Source organism: Burkholderia sp. IT-111MI5 (assembly GCF_949752865.1).
In the GTDB taxonomy this organism is placed as follows: domain Bacteria; phylum Pseudomonadota; class Gammaproteobacteria; order Burkholderiales; family Burkholderiaceae; genus Burkholderia; species Burkholderia pyrrocinia_C.
In genome coordinates, this window is the sequence record NZ_CATKIF010000022.1 from 1 (window position 1) to 17,581 (window position 17,581).

Genomic DNA, 17,581 nt, shown 5'->3' on the forward strand with positions numbered 1-17,581 from the left:
TCTGCGAGGAACTTCGTGTTTCTCAGCAGCGCTGCGTTTTCAGCAGCAGAGAAGTGAGATTATGAACCGTGTTTCGCAGCTCGTCAACAACTTTTTAACTGCTTCGTTGCGACTGCGGGGTTCATCTTCCTGCGCCAGCCGTGCACCCAACCTGCTGCACACCACCGACTTCGCTTCCCCTCTTCCGCGCCGCGTTTCCGTTAGCGCGAAAGAGGCGTGATTCTATGCACCCCGCGTCGATCGCGCAAGGGGTTTCGCAAAAAATATATGACCCCGCACGCTGCCGCGTGCGGCGTCATATATAGAAGCAACGAAACGGTCAGGCCTCGCGCACCTGCCGTGCGACGATCTCCATATAGTGATCGAGATCCGGCGTCACCTTCCCTGCTTCCTTCGCCGTATCGTCCCAGCGGCGCAGGCGCAGCGCGTCCTCCGCAAACGGACGCCGCAGGAACGCCCCCGTCTCCTCTTCGCTGAAGATGCCGCCCTGCAGCGCGAGGCTGCGCACCGAGTCCGGCGACAGGCTCTCGAAGTAGCCGGCGTCCGTGCGGCACAGGCAGCGCTTCGCATCGACGTGCAGCCGGATCGGTTCCAGCACCGCGTCGGAAAACAGCGGTCGCAGAAACGGCAGCACGTAATACTGATGCAGATCGTCGATCCCGCGCGCGCTCGGCGTCTCGCCCTGGCGATTCAGCAGATGCCCGAGATCGTGCAGGAACGCCGCCGCAACCAGCGCTTCGTCAGCCCCCGCTTCTTCCGCCAGCAATCCGCTCTGCAACGCATGCTCGAGCTGCGTGACGGGCTCTCCGCTATAGGCCACATGGCCGTGCTCGCGATACAGCCCGTGGATCTCTTCCACCGTCAATGCCATTCGCTCACTCCCAAGGCAGCGAAAACGTCTTCAGGTTCGTGAAGCTCTTCATCGCCTCCTGAACACCTTCCTTGTAACCGAGCCCCGAATCCTTGATCCCGCCGAACGGCGACAACTCGATCCGGTATCCGGGCACTTCCCATACATTCACGGTGCCGACGTTCAGCTCGTTCACGAACCGCACGACAGCCGCCGTGCTGTCCGTACAGACGCCCGACGACAGCCCGAACGCGGTTCCGTTGCTGATCCGGATCGCGTCGTCGATCGTGTCGAACGTGATGACGGGCGATACGGGACCGAAGGTCTCCTCGCGCACGATCGTCATCGACGGATCGACGTTGTCGAGCACGGTCGGCGCATACAGCGCGCCGCGCCGCACGTTGCCGGTCAGCAGGCGCGCACCCTGCGCAACCGCCTCGTCGACCCGCGCCTCGAACAGCCGCGCCGCCGCCTCGTCGATCACCGTGCCCATTTCGTTCGCCGGATCGAACGGATCGCCGTACTTCCACGCGCGCGTCTTCTCGACGAGCAGCTCGGTGAACGCGGGCGCGATCGAGCGCTGCACCAGCATCCGCTTGACGGCCGTGCAGCGCTGGCCCGAATTCCGGTACGAACCGAGCACCGCCAGCGATGCCGCACGTTCGAGATCGGCGTCTTCGAGAACGATCAGCGGGTCGTTGCCGCCCAGCTCCAGCACGATGCGCCGGTAGCCGGCCCGCGCGACAATCGCCTTGCCGATCGCAACGCCGCCGGTGAAGGTGATCAGCGATGCATGCGGATGCGTAACGAGTTCGTCCGCGATCTCGCGCGGATCGCCGGTCAGCACCTGCAGCATCGGCCCCGGCAGTCCGGCCTCATACAGCAGATCGGCCAGATAGAACGCCGACAGCGGCACCTTCTCCGACGGCTTCACGATCACGCGGTTGTTGGTCGCGATCGCCGGCGCGATCTTGTGCGCAACCTGGTTCATCGGATGATTGAACGGCGTGATCGCGACGATCACGCCGTCGAGCGGCTGCCGCTGCGAGAACACGCGCCGCGCCTTGCCGTGGGGCGTCAGGTCGCACGAGAAACTTTGTGCGTCGTCACGCAGCGCCTCGACCGCCGCGAACTTCAGCACGTCGGCAACGCGGCCGATCTCGTAGCGGGAATCCTGTTTCGACAGCCCGGATTCGAGCGTGATCAGGTCGGACGCTTCCTCGGTGCGCTCGCGCAGCAGCGCGGCCGCGCGTTCGAGGATCTGCGAACGCTCGTAGCGCGTGAGCTTCGGCCGGTAGGCCATCGCGTAATCGAACGCTGCGCGCACGTCGTCGACGCTGGCGAGCGGCGCGGTACCGACCCGCGCGCCCGTATAAGGATCGTCGATATCGAAGGTGCGCTCGCGTGTCGCGCACGTGCCGCACCAGCGCAGCGCCTCGGCGCGAAACTCGGGATGGTCTTGCCGGGGGTGGGCCATCATGTCGCGATCCGGTTCAGCACGAAATCGAACACGTCGAAGTTGCGCGGGCGACGCGCGGGATCGTCCCGCTCGATACGGCGATTGAACAGCAGCGGGACTTCCTGCTCCGACACGCCGCCATGCGAACGCAGCGGCACCGTGAGGCCCGACAAGTCGTGTTCGCGCTCGCGCGTACCGAGCGTCATGTCGCGGCGGCCGATCACGACGAGATCGCCGATCCGGTCGGCCGGCAGCTCGAAGCGTGCGGCGGCTTCCGCGTTGTCGAGCACGAGCTCGACACCGTCGAGGCCGCCGACGCGCCACATCGCCTCGGCCCGGTCGACGCCTGGCGTCAGGTAGATGGTTGCAAACGAACCGAGCGCGCCGTGGTGCACGACATACGGATCAGTGATCGGCAGGATCACGCGCGCGGCCTGCGCACCGTACCAGCCGTCGAACGTATCCTGCAGATAGACCACGTTCGGGCGGCCGGTCGCGGGATCGTGCTTCGCGTTCATCCCGTGGTCGGCCGTGAGCGCGATCGCCCAGCCAAGCGCGTCGAGCTGCGCGAGGTAACCGTCCATCATCGCGTAGAACGCGTTCGCGCCGGCGCTGCCCGGCTCGCACTTGTGCTGCACGTAGTCGGTGGTCGACAGGTACATCAGGTCGACCTGCCGCGTCTGCGCGAGCCGCACGCCGGCCGCGAACACGAACTCGGACAGCGCCGCGCTGTAGACATCCGGCGACGGAAGGCCGACCCAGTCGAGCACGTCGGCGATGCCGTTTTCCGCGAGATTCGCCTGCGCGGCCTTCTCGGCGGAAAAGCAGATGCCGTTCAGCTGCCAGCCGAGCAACCGGCGCAGCTTGTCCTTCGCCGTCACGACGGCCACCCGCGCGCCGGCGTCGGACGCCGACGCGAGCAGCGTGCCGGCCCGCAGATAGGCCGGGTCGTTCATCATCACTTCGGCGCCGCGCCCGCCGTCGGCGGTCGCGTCCCAGAAATAGTTGCCGCAGATCCCGTGGACCGACGGCGGCACGCCGCAGACGATCGACAGGTTGTTCGGGTTGGTGAAGGTCGGCACGACACAATCGGCACGCCACGCCGTGCCTTCCGCGATCATCCGGTCAATGAACGGCGCGACGCCCGCTTCCACCGCACGTTCGAGATAGTCGTACTCGCAGCCGTCGACACAGACGACGACGGTCGGCTCGACCGGCAGCCGGTAGCACCGGCCGTTGACGTCGACCGAGCGTCCCGCGAGATCCGGCGATACGCCGGCCGCCGACGCTTCATCGGGACGGCGCAATGCGAACGCGGCGTTCATGATGCCGCCCGCGTGCCGCGCGGCACACGCGCGGCGATCAGCAGCAGCGCCGCGAGCGACGCGCCGAGCATCAGCAGCGACAGCGCCGATGCCGGAAGGTAATAACCACGCTCGACCTGGCCGATCACGACGATCGGCACGGTCGCGAAGCCGGGCGGATAAACCGTCAGTGTGGCGCCGAGCTCGCCGAGCGACAGCGCGAAGCCGAGCGCGAGGCTCGCGCGCAGCGCCGGCACGAGTTGCGGCAGCAGCACGCGGCGCAGCACCATCGCTGGTGGCGCACCGAGGCTCGCCGCGGCTTCGCGCAGCACGGTCAGCTCCGGACGCAGCGCGGCGGCCGCGCAGCGATAGCAGAACGGCAGAATCAGCGCGAGCTGCACGAGCACGACGATCGCCGCCGAACTCGACAGGTCGACCGGCTTCTGGTGATACGCGATCAGCACCGCGAGCCCGAGCACGACGCTCGGCACGCCGTTCGGCACCATCACGAGCGCGTCGACGACCGCGCCGAGGCCGCGCCGGTCGCGCCCTTCGAGCGCAAGCGCAAGCCACAGCCCGAGGATCGTGCCGATCGCCGACACACCGAAGCCGATTTCGAGGCTCGTCAGCAGCGCGTCGTATTCCGGCGAGCCGAGCCGCTCGAACCAGCGCAGGCTGTAGCCGGCCGGCAAGATCGTGCCCGACCATCGCGTCGACACGCTCGACAGCGCGACGACGATGACGGGCAGCACGAACAGCCAGAAGCATGCGAACGCGGCCAGCGCAAGCGCGGCGCGCGACGCATGCTTGAGCAGCGCGTCGCTCCAGCCGATCCGGTGGCGCGGCACGGCCTGCCCGATACGGAATTCAGCGGACATCATTCCCTCCCGTCGCACGCCGGTTCACCCGGCGATAAACCGTATACAGCGCCAGCGACAGCGCGAGCATCACGACCGCGCCGGCCGACGCGGTCGGCAGGTCGAGATCGACGGTCGCGCTGCTGTAGATCGCGACCGGCAGCGTCACGAGCCGCGCGCTGCCGAGCACGAGCAGAATCCCGAATTCGTTCAGCGTCAGCAGGAAACACAGCACGGTGCCGGCGGCGATGCCCGGCCATGCGATCGGCAGCACGACGCGGCGCGCGAGCATCCAGCCGGGCGCGCCGAGGCTGCGCGCGGCTTCGATCAGCCGCAGGTCGAGCGTCGCGAACGACGCGAGCGTCGGCCGCACGACGAACGGCGTATAGAATACGGTCTGCGCGAGAATCACGCCGCCGATGCCGAACAGGAAATCGAGCGGGGGATTCTCGAGATGGAACAGGTGCTGCAGCGCGATGCCGATCGACCCTTGCGAGCCGTACAGGAAGATCAGCGTGAACGCGACGAGGAACGACGGAAACGCGACGTACAGTTCCAGGAAGCGCGTGACGAGCGATGCGCCCGGAAACGGCTTGAAGAACAGCAGCGCGGCCAGCAGCACGCCGAACACCGATGCGGTGCCGGCGCTCGCGAACAGCACGCCGAGCGTCGTCAACAGCACGTTGCGCGTGTCGGGGTTGCCGAAGAAGGTCCGGTATGCGGCAAAACTCAGCCCGTGATCACCCGATACGCTCAGCAGTACGAGCCGCACCAGCGGATAGACGACGAGCGGGCCCAGCACGACGACCGCGAGCGCGGCCAGGTGCAGGTCGCCCATGCGCTTGCGGCGCCGCGCGACGGCAGCGTGCGCGGCGGCCGACGCGAGCACGTGCGGCGACAGGCCCGCTTCAGGGCTCGATAAGGACGACATCGTCTGCCTCGCAATGCAGGGAAACGCGCGCACCGCGCTCGGGAGCCGCGCCGCGGCCGCGTTGCATCGTGACGCGCACGGGTTCGTCGGGCGCCGCGTCGATCACGACCGCGATCGACAGGTCCGCGCCCTGCCATTCGACGGACGACACCGTCCCGTGCAGGCCGCCCGCCGCGAGCGGCATCACGGTCAGGCGCTCGGGGCGCACGCACGCGACCTTGTCGCGCACTTCGTGACGCGGATCGCCGAGCGGGAAAATCACGTGCGGCGGCAGCAGGTTCGCCGGGCCGAGATAGCGCGCGACGTAGCCGTCCCGCGGCGCGTCGTACAGCTGCTGCGGCGTGCCGAGCTGCGCGACGCGGCCGTCGCGCAGCAACAGCGCGCGGTCGGACAGCACGAGCGCGTCGTCGCGGTCGTGCGTCACGCAGACGACGGTCAGGTTCGGCAGGCGCTCGTGCAGCGCCTTCAGTTCGCTGCGCACCGACGCGCGCAGGTTGGCGTCGAGCGCCGACAGCGGCTCGTCGAGCAGCAGCACGTCCGGCTCGATCACGAGCGCGCGGGCCAGCGCGACGCGCTGCTGCATTCCGCCCGAAAGCTGCGCGGGCAGGTGGTGGCCCGCATCGCCGAGCTGCACGAGCTTCAGCGCGTCGGCGACGCGTCGCGTCACTTCCGACGACGCCATCCCGCGCGCGCGCAGCCCGAATGCGACGTTCTCGAACACCGACAGGTGCGGGAACAGCGCGTAATTCTGGAACAGCAGACCGAGATTGCGCTTGTGCGGCGGCGCATAGGTCAGGTCGCGTCCGGCAACGGTCAGCGTGCCGGTCAGGCCGTCGGCCTTCACGAACCCGGCGATGAAGCGCAGCAGCGTGGTCTTGCCGCAGCCGCTCTTGCCGAGCACGGTCAGAAATTCGCCGGCGCCGATCGACAGCGACAGATCTTCCAGCACCGTACGTGCGCCGTAGCGCACGTTCAGGTGCTGGATCTGTACGCCGCCCGGCGCGCCGGACCGCAGCGTCGCGTGCGGTTCGGCGGCGCCGAATGCGCCGGGATGGGTCAGGGTGGTTTCCACCGGGTTCATCCTCTTGCTCGCTGATACAGGCGGCGTGCGCCGATCACTTCGGCTTGACGACGTCGAGCTGCTTGCCCGAGCTGCCGATCACGTCCTTCTTCCAGCGCTCGATCCACACCGGCTTCTTCGCCATCACCTGGGCCCAGTCGACCGGGATCAGCTTCACGCCCGCGATCGCCTTCTTGACCGCTTCGCCGTTCTTGCCTGCCAGCGGCACGTCCGTGCGGCCCGGAATGCCATACATGTCCGGCACCTTCGACTGCACTTCCGTCGACATCAGGTAGTCGATCAGCTTCTTGCCGGCGTCCTGGTTCGGGCCGCTCTTGATCAGGCCAATGCCGTACGGGAGCTGGAACGTGGTCGGCTGGTCGCCGTCCTTCGCGGCCAGGAAGATCGGCTTGACGGACAGCGCGCCGTGTTCGGCATCATCCAGGTCCATCTGCAGATCGCCGTTCGCGACGCTGATCTCGTTACGCGACAGCAGCACGTTCAGGTAGCCCGTGCCCTTCGTGTGGAACTTCACGCTCTGCGACAGCTTCGCGAGGTAGTCGAACGCCTTGTCCTCGCCCATCAGCGAGGTCGTCAGGATCAGCACGGCCATCCCGTCGCCGGCCGTGGCCGGGTTCGAGTACGCGACCTTGCCGGCATAGCTCGGCGACAGCAGGTCGGCGAACGTCTTCGGCTGGTTCTTCACGACGTCGGGGTTGATCGCGAACGAGAAGTAGTTGTTCACGAAGGTCGCCCACGTGCCGTCCTCGGCCTTCGCGATCGCCGGCACGTTCTTGTAGTTCACGCTCTGGTACGCCTGCAGCAGGCCCATCTGGCCGGCCTGCTGAATGAACGGCGGCAGCGTGACGATCACGTCGGCCTTCGGGGAATTCTTCTCGATGTTCGCGCGGTTGACGACCTCGCCGCTGCCCGCCGTCACGATGTTGACCTTGACGCCTTCCTTCTTCTCGAAGGCCGGCAGCACATCGCGATAGAGGTTCTCGAGACCGTCCGCCGTATACAGCACGACCGCGTTCGCCGCATGCGCCGGCAGCGCGGCACCTTGCAGCAGACCGGCGGCGCAGGCGGCCAGCGCGAGCTTGCGGAGCGCGCCGGCAGCGGCGCGCGAGGAATTCTGCAGTGTCATCTCACTTCTCCGTAGGCGGAACACCAAACGGCCGGGGCATGTCCGGCGCTGTCGGCCAGAGTTAGCGCTTCAGCGCTTACTCTGGCCCCATGCAAAGCGGTCGGCCGGCGTCGGCGCTTCAGCGCTTACTCCGATCCCATGCAAGGCCTGTTATCTCCGGGCAGGCCAATAAGCGGCCCGCCTCGCCGCCGCGCTGCGGTTGGTTTCGCGCGGCAACCGAAGGATCACAGCGTTCAATGACAAACCCGTGACGAGTGCCACAATTTCCAAAAAATGACACATTTTGCCAATATCATGCAAGTCATCCGGAAATGCCGCCCGGCGTTTCGTTCGCCCTTTGCTGGAGAAAAACCATGCCAGATCCGATCCTTCTCACGCCCGGCCCGCTCACCACGTCCGCCACAACCCGCCACGCAATGCAACATGACTGGGGGTCGTGGGACACTGCTTTCAACCAGCTGACGGCCAGCGTCTGCACGGACCTCGTCGCGATCGCGCGCGGCGACGACGACTACGTGTGCGTGCCGATGCAGGGCAGCGGCACGTTCTCGGTCGAGGCCGCGCTCGGCACGCTGGTGCCGCGCGACGGCGTCGTGCTCGTGCCCGACAACGGCGCGTATTGCGCGCGCATCCTGAAGATCCTCGGCCGGCTCGGCATCGACGCGATCGCGTTGCCGTTCGGCGAGGACGCGGCCGTCGACGCGGCCGCGGTCGAGGCCGCGTTCGCACGCGAGCCGCGCATCACGCACGTCGCGCTCGTGCACCTGGAGACGAGCGCCGGCATCCTGAATCCGCTGGACGCAATCGCGGCCGCGTGCCGGCGCCACGGCAAGCGGCTGATCGTCGATGCGATGAGTTCGTTCGGCGCGCTGCCGATCGCGCTGGCGGACAGCGGCATCGATGCACTGATCTCGGCGAGCGGCAAATGCCTCGAAGGCGTGCCGGGGATGGGTTTCGCGATTGTGCAGCGCGACACGCTCGACGCGAGCGAAGGCAACTCGCGGTCGCTCGCGCTCGATCTCCACGATCAATATTCATACCTGCGCAAAACCGGCCAGTGGCGCTTCACGCCGCCGACGCACGTGATCGCCGCGCTGCGCGCCGCGCTCGACCAGTACCTCGCCGAAGGCGGCCAGCCGGCGCGCGGCGCGCGCTATGCGGAGAACTGCCGGACGCTGGTCGAATCGATGCGCGCGCTCGGCTTCGTGCCGTTTCTCGACGCGAGCGTGCAGGCGCCCGTGATCGTCACGTTCCACGCGCCCGACCATCCGGCCTACGATTTCCGCCGCTTCTACGACGCGGTGCGCGACGCGGGCTTCATCCTGTATCCGGGCAAGCTCACGCAGCTCGAGACGTTCCGCGTCGGCTGCATCGGCGCGATCGATGCCGACGATATCCAGCGCGCGGTCGCGGCGATCGCGCAGGCGGTCGAATCGCTCGGGATCGCCGTGCAGCGCGCATAACGCGGCACGCGCGCCGGGACACAAGCCGGCGCATCAGCCGGCGCACCAACAAAAAAGCCCGGCGGCCAACCGGCCGCCGGGCGAACACACGAGATGTGCGTGGAGTTGGCGCTTACAGCTCGATCCGCTTGATGTCGCCGACGACGAAGATGTACGACAGCGCGCCGACCAGCGCGATCACGCCGATGAACACGAGCGCGCCGACGAACGAGCCGGTCGACGCAACGATGAAGCCGACGACGAGCGGCGTGATGATGCCGGCCAGATTCGCCGCGAAGTTGAAGATGCCGCCGGTCACGCCGAGCAGGCCGTCCGGCGCGATGTCGGACACGAGCGTCCAGCCGAGCGCGGCCATCCCCTGCGCGAAGAACGCGACCGACATGATCGCGATCACGGCTTCGTTGCTTTGCACGTAGTTCGCGAGAATGATCGTCGACGCGAGCAGCAGGCCGGCGATGATCGGCAGCTTGCGCGCGAGGTTCGCGGACTTGCCGCGGCGCAGCAGCCAGTCGGAGAAGATCCCGCCGAACATCACGCCGACCGACGCGGCGATGAACGGCATGATCGCGAAGAAGCCGATCTTCAGCCAGCCCATGTGGCGCTCTGTCGCGAGATAGGTCGGGAACCAGGTCAGGAAGAACACGAGCGTCGAGTTGCCGGCGAACTGGCCGAGGCAGATGCCCGCGAGCTGGCGCTTCTTCAGCAATTTGCCGGCCATCGACCAGCTGAACTTCGTCTGCGCGGCCTTGCCGTCCTTGTCGCCGGCCTTGCGCGCGGCGTGCACGAGGCCGCCGCCGGCCTCGATATAGGCCAGTTCCGCCGCATTCGCGCCCGGATGGTTGCGCGGCTCGTGGTAGAACTTCCACCAGACGAGACCGAAGGCAATGCCGACCGCACCGACGACCCAGAACAGCGAGCGCCAGCCGAACGCGCCCATCAGCGCGAACAGCACGGGGCTGAAGAACGCGAGGCCGATGTACTCGCCGACGGTATAGGTGCCCGTCGCCATCGCGCGCTCGTTCTGCGGGAACCACGTCGCGACGACGCGGCTGTTGGTCGGGAAACACGGCGCTTCCGTCACGCCGAGGCCGAGCCGGCATGCGAGCAGCGTCGCGATGCCCGGCACGAAGCCCTGCAGGAACGTGCACAGCGACCACAGCGTCATCGACCAGTAATAGGTGATCTTGCTGCCGAAGCGGTCGAGGAACAGGCCGCCGGGCACCTGCATCGCGACGTACGTCCACGAGAATGCGGAGAACATGATGCCCATCACGGCCGCGTTGATGCCGAGCTCCTTGGTGAGCTGCGGCGCAGCCACCCCCAGCACGGTGCGGTCGAGGTAGTTGATCATCGTGCCGATTGCGAGCAGCGCGAGAATCTTGTAGCGCGCCGAGGTGCGCCGGACCGTGCCGGCCGCCTGCGCCGGCGCGGCACTCGTATGGGTGGTGTGCTGCATGGTCGTCTCCTGGTCTCTCTTTCTATAAGGGGGTCAGCGCGCGACGAGCGACTGAAAGTGATCGAACATTCGCTCGGGGTCGGGCGTGCGTCCGGTGAAGAGCTCGAACGCGTCGACGGCCTGGTAGACGGCCATCCCGCCACCTGGCAGCGTGGCGCAGCCGGCCGCGCGCGCGGCGCGGATCAACTCGGTTTCGAGCGGGAAATACACGATGTCGGCCACCCACATGCCCACGTGGAGCAGCTCGGCCGGCAGCGGCAGGCCCGGGTGCTTGGTCATGCCGGTCGGCGTCGCGTGGATCAGGCCCGTCGCGGCGCGCATCGCGGCCGCGAGATCGTCGCCGGACGGAACGCCGCCCGGCACAACCCGCGCGGCCGGGAAGCGCTGCTGCAGCTCGCCCGCGAGCGTGGCGGCGCGCGTGCCGTCGACATCGAAAATCGTCAGTTCGGCGGCACCCATCTGCAGCGCCGCATGCGCGACGGCCGCGCCCGCGCCGCCCGCGCCGAGCTGCACGGCACGTTCGAGCGACGCGTCGGGCAGCCCGCGGCGGAACGACTTCGCGAAACCCGACCAGTCGGTGTTGTGGCCGATCCGCTTGCCGTCCTTGAATAGCACGGTGTTGACCGCGCCGAGTGCGCGGGCATCGTCCGACAGCTCATCGAGGTGTTCAATCACGCGCTGCTTGCACGGGTGCGTGATGTTGAGGCCGTTGTAGCCCATCCGCTGCGCGGCATCGAGCAGTTCCGGCAGCGCGTCGGCGGTCACGCCGAGCACGTCCAGATCGATGCGCCGGTACACGTAGCCGAATCCCTGGCGGAAGCCTTCTTCCTCATGCATCGCGGGCGACAGCGAACCGCCGATGCCCTGGCCGATCAGGCCGATCAGAAACGACGGGCGGCTCATCGCGCGGCTCCCTGCGCAAACAGCGTCGACAGACGCTGCAGCGCGAACACGTAGCCTTCGGTGCCGCAGCCGCAGATCACGGCTTCGGCGACCGCCGACACATAGGAATGGTGGCGGAACGCCTCGCGGCGATGCACGTTCGAGATATGCACTTCGATCACCGGCTTCGCGATCGCGGACAGCGCATCGGCCAATGCCACCGACGTATGCGTATAGGCGGCCGGGTTGATCACGATGCCGTGCGTGTCGTGACGCGCCGCATGCAGCCAGTCGATCAACTGGTGCTCGGCGTTCGACTGGCGGAAGTCGATCTCCAGCCCGAGCCCGTCGGCCGCCGCGCGGCAGCGCTGCTCGACGTCGGCGAGCGTTTCCGCGCCGTAGATATGGGGCTCGCGTGTCCCCAGCAGATTCAGGTTCGGGCCGTTCAGCACCAGCACCTTGTGCTTGCTCATGGTGATTCTGCTCCTAAAACGGGGGCGAATCGCTAGCCGACTTCGCCCCCTGACGTCAAGATTCGGCGCTAGTGTGCGCTTGCGCAAGCGCAATGTCTTTTCGGGTTTTCGCTAATTTGTACCACCTAGTTAGTTTGTATAATTCATGTCACTTACCCAGTAAATTCGGGATATGGCGCGCGCCCGGAACTCAACGACTGGTTCATTCAGGGCCGGTTCGATCGACGCCATGCCCCGCTCACCCGCAGGATTCGCCCATGCAGCGCTCGATCGCCACCGTGTCACTGTCCGGCACGCTCGCCGAGAAGCTCGCCGCCGTCCAGGCCGCAGGCTTCGACGGTGTCGAAATCTTCGAAAACGACCTCGTCTACTTCGACGGATCGCCGGCCGACGTCCGGCGCATGGCTGCCGATCTCGGCCTCGACATCGTGCTGTTCCAGCCGTTTCGCGACTTCGAGGGCGTGAGCGCGGCACAGCTCGCACGCAACCTCGATCGCATCAAGCGCAAGTTCGACGTGATGCACGCGCTCGGCACCGATCGCATCCTCGTCTGCAGCAACGTGTCGGTCGACACGATCGCGGACGACGGGCTGCTCGTCGACCAGCTCGGCGCGCTCGCCGAAGCCGCGCGGGAGGCCGGCGTGGTCGCCGCGTACGAAGCGCTTGCGTGGGGCCGCGTCGTGAACCGGTACGGCCATGCGTGGAAACTCGTGAATGCGGTGAACAGCCCGCATCTCGGCCTCGCGCTCGACAGCTTCCACACGCTGTCGCTCGACGATTCGCCGGATGCGATCGCCGGGATTCCCGGCGACCGGATCGCGTTCGTGCAGATCGCCGATGCGCCGAAACTCGCGATGGACGTGCTCGAATGGAGCCGCCACTTCCGCTCGTTCCCCGGCCAGGGCGACTTCGACCTCGCGCGCTTCACCGCGCGCGTGATCGAATCGGGCTACACCGGGCCGCTGTCGCTCGAGATCTTCAACGACGGCTTCCGCGCGGCGCCGACCGCGATCACGGCCGCCGACGGCCATCGCTCGCTGCTCTATCTGGAAGAACTGACACGCGCGCGGCTTGCGCAGGATGGCCGTGTGCCGGCGGCCAGCCAGCCGCTCTTCGCGCCGCCGGCGCCGCCCGCGCACGTCGGGTTCCAGTTCATCGAATTCGCGGTCGACGCGCAGGCGGCAGCGACCGTCGGCGAATGGCTCGGCAGGATGCGCTTCCGGCTCGCCGGCCGGCATCGCTCGAAGGATGTGACGCTGTTCCAGCACGGCGCAGCGTCGATCGTGCTGAACGCAGAGCGCGACTCGTTCGCCGATGCGTTCTTCCAGCAGCACGGGCTGTCGCTGTGCGCGTCGGCGTTCCGCGTCGACGACGCGAAAGTGGCGTTCGAACGCGCGGCCGGCTTCGGCTACGCACCGTTCTCCGGCCGCGTCGGGCCGAACGAGCGCGTGCTGCCGGGCGTGCAGGCGCCGGACGGCAGCCTCGAGTATTTCGTCGACGAAGCGCCGAATGCGCCGACGCTGTATGAATCGGACTTCGTGCTGACCGACATCGACGGCCCGACCGAAGTCGGCCCGCTGACGGGCATCGACCATGTGTGCCTCGCGCTGCCGGCCGACGCGCTCGACACATGGATCCTGTTCTTCAAGACGGCGTTCGGCTTCGAGGCCGAGCGCAGCTGGCTCGTGCCCGATCCGTACGGGCTGATGCGCAGCCGCGCGGTGCGCAGCGCCGACGGCTCGGTGCGGATCGCGCTGAACGCGTCGGTCGACCGTCATACGGCCGTCGCCGAATCGCTCGATCGTTACCACGGCACCGGGCTGAACCACGTCGCGTTCCGCACCGACGACATCGTGAAGACAATCGCCGCGTTCGCAGCCGACGGCGTGCCGTTCCTGCGCATTCCGCCGAACTACTACGACGATCTCGCCGCGCGCTACGCGCTGCCGGACGAACTGATCGACACGCTGAGCGCGCACCACCTGCTGTACGACCGCGACGAGCACGGCGGCGAATTCCTGCACGCGTATACGGAACTGGTCGACAACCGCTTCTCGCTCGAGATCGTCGAGCGGCGCGGCGGATACGACGGCTACGGCGCGACGAACGCGGCCGTGCGGCTCGCCGCGCAGGCGCAGCGCAGGAAATAACGGAAGGACGCGAATCGGGAGTCTGGGGCCGGATCACGTCGCGGCCCGCGTCCGCCTCAAAGGGCACGCATCCCGCGTGCACCATCGTGGCGAATCGAGCGGCCGAGCACCAGCCCGCGCGGCTGACCGCGACCCGGCCGGGAGCCGCGCTCCGTATGACGTTACATACGGTAACCCGTACCGCAACGCAGCATCCCGTCGCACACCACCGTTTTAAGAATCGCTTAAGTCTTCGACGGCACCATCCGCAACCAGTACCCGATGGTTATCTCGAAAAGGAGGAAAGCGATGAGCGCCGTAGAAGCACCCGCGGGCCGCCAGGCCGCGCCCCCTGCAAAGAAGACGATGCTGCGCCGCCTGCTCAGTCATCACGAAATCGCGACGCTGCTCGTGCTGCTGCATGCGCCGATCGGCGCGAACGCCAAAGCCGAATTGCCTGCGCTGCAGGAAGCCGGTCTCGTCGAGATGGTCAAGCTCGATCCCGATACCGCACCGAGCTTCCGGCTGACCGAAGACGGCACGGCCGTCCTGAAAGGGCTCGGCTACCGCTGAGCTGCCGTTTCCCCGCTTCCCCGTATTGCCTCGATCCCTGCGACGCGCCGGCCCTTCCGGCGTCTCGCGTCACCCCGCCCGCTCCTGCAGCATCAACCGGTATTCCGTCGGCGTCACGCCGACCGTCGCCTTGAACTGGCGCGTGAACGCGCTGTGATCCGTATAGCCGCATAGCGCCGCGACGTCGGTCACCTTGTCGTGCGTGACGAGCAGCGCGGTGGCCGCATCGAGCCGCGTCTTCAGCAGCACCTGGCGCGGCGTCAGGTGGAACACCTTGTGGAAATAGCGTTCGAGCTGCGCGACCGACATCCCGGCCATCTGCGCGAGATGCTTCAGGTTCAGCGGCTGCACGTAGTGATCCTGGATGTGCTGGACCACGTCGGCAAGCTTGCTGTAGGCCGGATGCGACCCCTCGTGCGCCTTCAGGTCGCGCGAGATGCCCGCGAGGCCGACCACCTTGCCCGCGGCGTCGCGCAGCGGCTCCTTGCAAGTCAGGCACCAGCCCGGCTGGCGCCCCGGATACAGGTGCAGCTCGAGCTGGTCCATCAGTTGCTGGCCGGCGTTGATCGTCGCCATGTCCTGCTCGAAATAGCTGCGGCCGAAGCGGCGCGGAAACACTTCGTCGGTCGTCTTGCCGAGCAGGTCGCGCTTGTCCTTGTAGCCGCAGCGCATCGCCAGCGTGCGGTTGACGAGCGCGTAGCGGCCGCTCGCATCCTTCACGAAGAACGCGACGTCCGGCAACGCATCGAACACCGGTTCGAGCAGGCGGAAGTGCGCGAGCATCGCGCCGAAATCGGCGTTGTCGGGCTGGTAGCGCAACGTGTCGGACAGGCTCATGGGCGGTACGGCAAGCAAGGTCGTCATCCCGGCATCCGCGAAGCGAGTGGCAGATGGCGTCGATTATAGGAGCGCCCCTTCAATCGCGTCGCGCCGATCGCGGGGGCGGGCAAGCTGGCGGCAGCCGTCGCATCGCGCCGCCGATCGGCCGGCATCGGCAAGCGACAGACGTTGCGCGCGCAACTACCGCGCCGCGGGTACGGCGGCCGGCCGCGAATCCGCTTGCGCCGCCGCATGCAGTCACGCATGCGCCGATGCCGACCTGCCGCATTGGCGCACCGGCACTGCGCGCCCGGATCCACCATCCTAAAAATGCGGACGGGCAGCGTCTTGGCGCGATTGCGCATTCGACATGACGATTTCGGCATATATCAGGGTTATCGACGATATGCCGATATCGTCGCCGGCCGCGCACCGAACGCGCAAGACGCGCGCATTTTCGCTATCTAGACTTCGCTTCACGGTCACGAGACGACCCCGCGCCGCTGCAGCAATCGGCGCGCACGGCCCTGCCGCATCACCCGCAGCGCACGCCGATTCCGGCACAGCCAGCGCTGCACGCAGCGAGCAGGTACGGCCTGCGCATCGGCCGGCCGACCGAACCGTCTCGCCCGGTTTACCGGCGCCGGCCCGCTAGCCGGCGGCGGCCCAACCACGCCATCAAGGGGAAGTGAAAGTGAAGCTGAAGGTATCGCACGTCGCGCTGGCTGCCGCCTGCGCACTGTCGGGCACGCACGCCATCGCCGCCGACGTCGTCAAGATCGGTTTCGCCGCACCGCTGACCGGCCCGCAATCGAACTACGGCACGGACATGCAGAAGGGCGTGCAGCTCGCGATCGCCGACTTCAACGCGACGCGTCCGACGATCGGCGGCAAGCCCGTCACGTTCCAGCTCGACTCGCAGGACGACCAGGCCGACCCGCGCACGGGCACGACCGTCGCGCAGCGGCTGATCGACGACAACGTCCGCGGGATCATCGGCCACTTCAACTCGGGCACCAGCATTCCGGCGTCCGACCTGTACGATCGCGCCGGACTGCCGCAGATCTCGATGGCGACGTCGCCGCAATACACGGCGCGCGGCTACAAGACGACCTACCGGCTGCTGACGAGCGACGCGCAGGCGGGCCGCATCGTCGGCACGTACGCAGTGAAGACGCTGCGCTTCAAGCGCATCGCGATCATCGACGACCGCACGGCCTACGGCCAGGGCATCGCCGACGAATTCGCGAAGGCCGTGGAGGCGGCGGGCGGCACGATCGTCAAGCGCGACTTCACGAACGACAAGGCGCTCGATTTCTCGGCGATCCTGACCAACCTGAAGGGCGTCAATCCCGACGCGGTCTTCTACGGCGGCGGCGACGCGCAATCGTCGCCGATGATCCGCAAGATGCGCCAGCTCGGGATGAAGGCGGCGTTCGTGACGGGCGAGATGTCGCGCTCGCCGACGTTCCTGAAGGTCGGCGGCGAAGCGGCCGAAGGCGCGATCGTCTACATGGGCGGGCTGCCGAAGGAAAAGATGCCGGGCTTCGCCGGCTACGCGGCACGCTACAAGGCGCGCTTCAACGAAGACGTGATCACGTACTCGCCGTACTCGTATGACGGCACGATCGCGCTGCTCACCGCAATGAAGGACGCGAACTCGACCGACCCGAAGGTGTACACGCCGTATCTCGGCAAGGTGTCGGTCAAGGGCGTGTCGGCCCCCAGCATCGCGTACGACACGAAGGGCGACCTGAAGGATGCGCCGGTCACGATCTACAAGGTCGAGCACGGCGCGTTCAAGCCGGTCGATACGATCGCCGGCAACTGATACGCTAGTGTAGTGTTCGGTGCTAAGCGGTGCTTATGGGCCTGCGGATTCGCGTTCGTGGCAAGGCGCAAACCGCAGCGATGCCCAGTGGCATCGCGAGGATTTGCAACGCCGCCACGGGCGCGAAGGCGCGGCTCATAAGTGCCGATTAGCGCCGAACACTGCACTAGACCCTGCCCCGTGCGGCGCGGGAAGCGGCTCACCGGCCGCCCGCGCCGCGCACGCTTCGGCCGGACGTTCGAAGCCCTCCTCGGCGCGCGCCCGCGCTCGCGCATTTCGCGCTCCTGTAGAATCCCCCCACCCGCTTTGACGCTTCGTCTGCGCCGCGCCCCATCCCGGTGCGGCGA

Annotated in this window: 16 protein-coding genes; 5 read left to right on the forward strand and 11 right to left on the reverse strand. The window is 67.3% G+C overall.

From position 1 onward, the window contains the following. On the forward strand, positions 1–220 hold a 220-nt coding region (locus tag ACM6JT_RS18290), incomplete at its 5' end, for a hypothetical protein (RefSeq protein ID WP_414857003.1). 99 nt (positions 221–319) lie between these two features. Here ACM6JT_RS18290 and ACM6JT_RS18295 read toward each other — a convergent pair. From ACM6JT_RS18295 to phnS, 7 genes are read right to left on the reverse strand one after another with little or no spacing between them, the layout of a single operon-like run. Next, positions 320–871 carry a phosphonate degradation HD-domain oxygenase gene (locus ACM6JT_RS18295; RefSeq protein WP_414857004.1) on the reverse strand — a complete coding sequence of 184 codons (552 nt, stop codon included), beginning with the start codon at positions 869–871 and terminating at the stop codon, positions 320–322. Positions 872–875: 4 nt separating this feature from the next. Then, complete coding sequence (gene phnY, locus ACM6JT_RS18300) at positions 876–2,330, reverse strand: phosphonoacetaldehyde dehydrogenase (RefSeq protein ID WP_414857005.1); 1,455 nt, start codon at positions 2,328–2,330, stop codon at positions 876–878. Next, positions 2,327–3,634 (reverse strand): phosphonoacetate hydrolase, encoded by a 1,308-nt coding sequence (gene phnA, locus ACM6JT_RS18305; protein ID WP_414857006.1) that lies wholly within the window; start codon positions 3,632–3,634, stop codon positions 2,327–2,329. Before phnA ends, phnY begins: the two co-directional genes overlap by 4 nt. Further along, the gene (phnV, locus tag ACM6JT_RS18310; RefSeq protein ID WP_131949211.1) at positions 3,631–4,491 is read right to left on the reverse strand and encodes a 2-aminoethylphosphonate ABC transport system, membrane component PhnV; all 861 of its coding nucleotides are present in this window, start codon (positions 4,489–4,491) and stop codon (positions 3,631–3,633) included. The genes phnA and phnV overlap by 4 nt, the downstream gene beginning before the upstream one ends. Continuing rightward, positions 4,481–5,401, reverse strand: a complete 921-nt coding sequence (gene phnU, locus ACM6JT_RS18315) for a 2-aminoethylphosphonate ABC transporter permease subunit (protein ID WP_034181789.1) — start codon at positions 5,399–5,401, stop codon at positions 4,481–4,483. Before phnU ends, phnV begins: the two co-directional genes overlap by 11 nt. Continuing rightward, positions 5,379–6,482 (reverse strand): 2-aminoethylphosphonate ABC transport system ATP-binding subunit PhnT, encoded by a 1,104-nt coding sequence (gene phnT, locus ACM6JT_RS18320; protein ID WP_414857007.1) that lies wholly within the window; start codon positions 6,480–6,482, stop codon positions 5,379–5,381. Before phnT ends, phnU begins: the two co-directional genes overlap by 23 nt. A gap of 34 nt (positions 6,483–6,516) precedes the next feature. Beyond that, complete coding sequence (phnS, locus tag ACM6JT_RS18325; RefSeq protein ID WP_105393619.1) at positions 6,517–7,608, reverse strand: 2-aminoethylphosphonate ABC transporter substrate-binding protein; 1,092 nt, start codon at positions 7,606–7,608, stop codon at positions 6,517–6,519. Positions 7,609–7,961: 353 nt separating this feature from the next. Here phnS and ACM6JT_RS18330 point away from each other — a divergent pair, with 353 nt between their 5' ends. Further along, complete coding sequence (locus ACM6JT_RS18330; protein WP_414857008.1) at positions 7,962–9,071, forward strand: 2-aminoethylphosphonate--pyruvate transaminase; 1,110 nt, start codon at positions 7,962–7,964, stop codon at positions 9,069–9,071. A 112-nt stretch (positions 9,072–9,183) separates the two neighbouring features. On the opposite strand, the gene ACM6JT_RS18335 is transcribed toward ACM6JT_RS18330, so the two are convergent. From ACM6JT_RS18335 to aroQ, 3 genes are read right to left on the reverse strand one after another with little or no spacing between them, the layout of a single operon-like run. Further along, positions 9,184–10,527, reverse strand: a complete 1,344-nt coding sequence (locus ACM6JT_RS18335; RefSeq protein ID WP_175749525.1) for an MFS transporter — start codon at positions 10,525–10,527, stop codon at positions 9,184–9,186. A gap of 33 nt (positions 10,528–10,560) precedes the next feature. Next, entirely contained in the window at positions 10,561–11,430 is an 870-nt protein-coding gene (locus tag ACM6JT_RS18340) for a shikimate dehydrogenase (RefSeq protein ID WP_414857009.1), read from the reverse strand. Continuing rightward, the gene (gene aroQ / locus ACM6JT_RS18345; RefSeq protein ID WP_034181783.1) at positions 11,427–11,882 is read right to left on the reverse strand and encodes a type II 3-dehydroquinate dehydratase; all 456 of its coding nucleotides are present in this window, start codon (positions 11,880–11,882) and stop codon (positions 11,427–11,429) included. Before aroQ ends, ACM6JT_RS18340 begins: the two co-directional genes overlap by 4 nt. A gap of 257 nt (positions 11,883–12,139) precedes the next feature. Here aroQ and ACM6JT_RS18350 point away from each other — a divergent pair, with 257 nt between their 5' ends. Both ACM6JT_RS18350 and ACM6JT_RS18355 read left to right on the forward strand, forming a co-directional pair. Then, positions 12,140–14,032 (forward strand): bifunctional sugar phosphate isomerase/epimerase/4-hydroxyphenylpyruvate dioxygenase family protein, encoded by a 1,893-nt coding sequence (locus ACM6JT_RS18350; RefSeq protein WP_414857010.1) that lies wholly within the window; start codon positions 12,140–12,142, stop codon positions 14,030–14,032. Positions 14,033–14,320: 288 nt separating this feature from the next. Beyond that, a complete protein-coding gene (locus tag ACM6JT_RS18355) occupies positions 14,321–14,584 on the forward strand; it encodes a hypothetical protein (protein ID WP_034181781.1) in 264 nt (87 codons plus the stop codon). Between the two features lie 69 nt (positions 14,585–14,653). Here the strand turns inward: ACM6JT_RS18355 and ACM6JT_RS18360 are convergent, their stop codons facing one another. After that, positions 14,654–15,448 (reverse strand): AraC family transcriptional regulator, encoded by a 795-nt coding sequence (locus ACM6JT_RS18360; RefSeq protein ID WP_034181780.1) that lies wholly within the window; start codon positions 15,446–15,448, stop codon positions 14,654–14,656. A 649-nt stretch (positions 15,449–16,097) separates the two neighbouring features. On the opposite strand from ACM6JT_RS18360, the gene ACM6JT_RS18365 reads away from it, so the two are divergent. Next, positions 16,098–17,234 carry a branched-chain amino acid ABC transporter substrate-binding protein gene (locus ACM6JT_RS18365; RefSeq protein WP_081938475.1) on the forward strand — a complete coding sequence of 379 codons (1,137 nt, stop codon included), beginning with the start codon at positions 16,098–16,100 and terminating at the stop codon, positions 17,232–17,234. The last annotated feature ends 347 nt before the right edge of the window (positions 17,235–17,581 follow it).

What these genes read in the sequence shown, in the direction of transcription:
- ACM6JT_RS18360 (WP_034181780.1), bottom strand. Translation starts at nt 15,448, where the DNA reads ATGACGACCTTGCTTGCCGTACCGCCCATGAGCCTGTCCGACACGTTG.
- ACM6JT_RS18355 (WP_034181781.1), top strand. Translation starts at nt 14,321, where the DNA reads ATGAGCGCCGTAGAAGCACCCGCGGGCCGCCAGGCCGCGCCCCCTGCA.
- phnA (WP_414857006.1), bottom strand. Translation starts at nt 3,634, where the DNA reads ATGAACGCCGCGTTCGCATTGCGCCGTCCCGATGAAGCGTCGGCGGCC.
- ACM6JT_RS18340 (WP_414857009.1), bottom strand. Translation starts at nt 11,430, where the DNA reads ATGAGCCGCCCGTCGTTTCTGATCGGCCTGATCGGCCAGGGCATCGGC.
- ACM6JT_RS18350 (WP_414857010.1), top strand. Translation starts at nt 12,140, where the DNA reads ATGCAGCGCTCGATCGCCACCGTGTCACTGTCCGGCACGCTCGCCGAG.
- phnV (WP_131949211.1), bottom strand. Translation starts at nt 4,491, where the DNA reads ATGTCCGCTGAATTCCGTATCGGGCAGGCCGTGCCGCGCCACCGGATC.
- ACM6JT_RS18335 (WP_175749525.1), bottom strand. Translation starts at nt 10,527, where the DNA reads ATGCAGCACACCACCCATACGAGTGCCGCGCCGGCGCAGGCGGCCGGC.
- ACM6JT_RS18330 (WP_414857008.1), top strand. Translation starts at nt 7,962, where the DNA reads ATGCCAGATCCGATCCTTCTCACGCCCGGCCCGCTCACCACGTCCGCC.
- phnU (WP_034181789.1), bottom strand. Translation starts at nt 5,401, where the DNA reads ATGTCGTCCTTATCGAGCCCTGAAGCGGGCCTGTCGCCGCACGTGCTC.
- phnY (WP_414857005.1), bottom strand. Translation starts at nt 2,330, where the DNA reads ATGATGGCCCACCCCCGGCAAGACCATCCCGAGTTTCGCGCCGAGGCG.
- aroQ (WP_034181783.1), bottom strand. Translation starts at nt 11,882, where the DNA reads ATGAGCAAGCACAAGGTGCTGGTGCTGAACGGCCCGAACCTGAATCTG.
- phnS (WP_105393619.1), bottom strand. Translation starts at nt 7,608, where the DNA reads ATGACACTGCAGAATTCCTCGCGCGCCGCTGCCGGCGCGCTCCGCAAG.
- ACM6JT_RS18295 (WP_414857004.1), bottom strand. Translation starts at nt 871, where the DNA reads ATGGCATTGACGGTGGAAGAGATCCACGGGCTGTATCGCGAGCACGGC.
- phnT (WP_414857007.1), bottom strand. Translation starts at nt 6,482, where the DNA reads ATGAACCCGGTGGAAACCACCCTGACCCATCCCGGCGCATTCGGCGCC.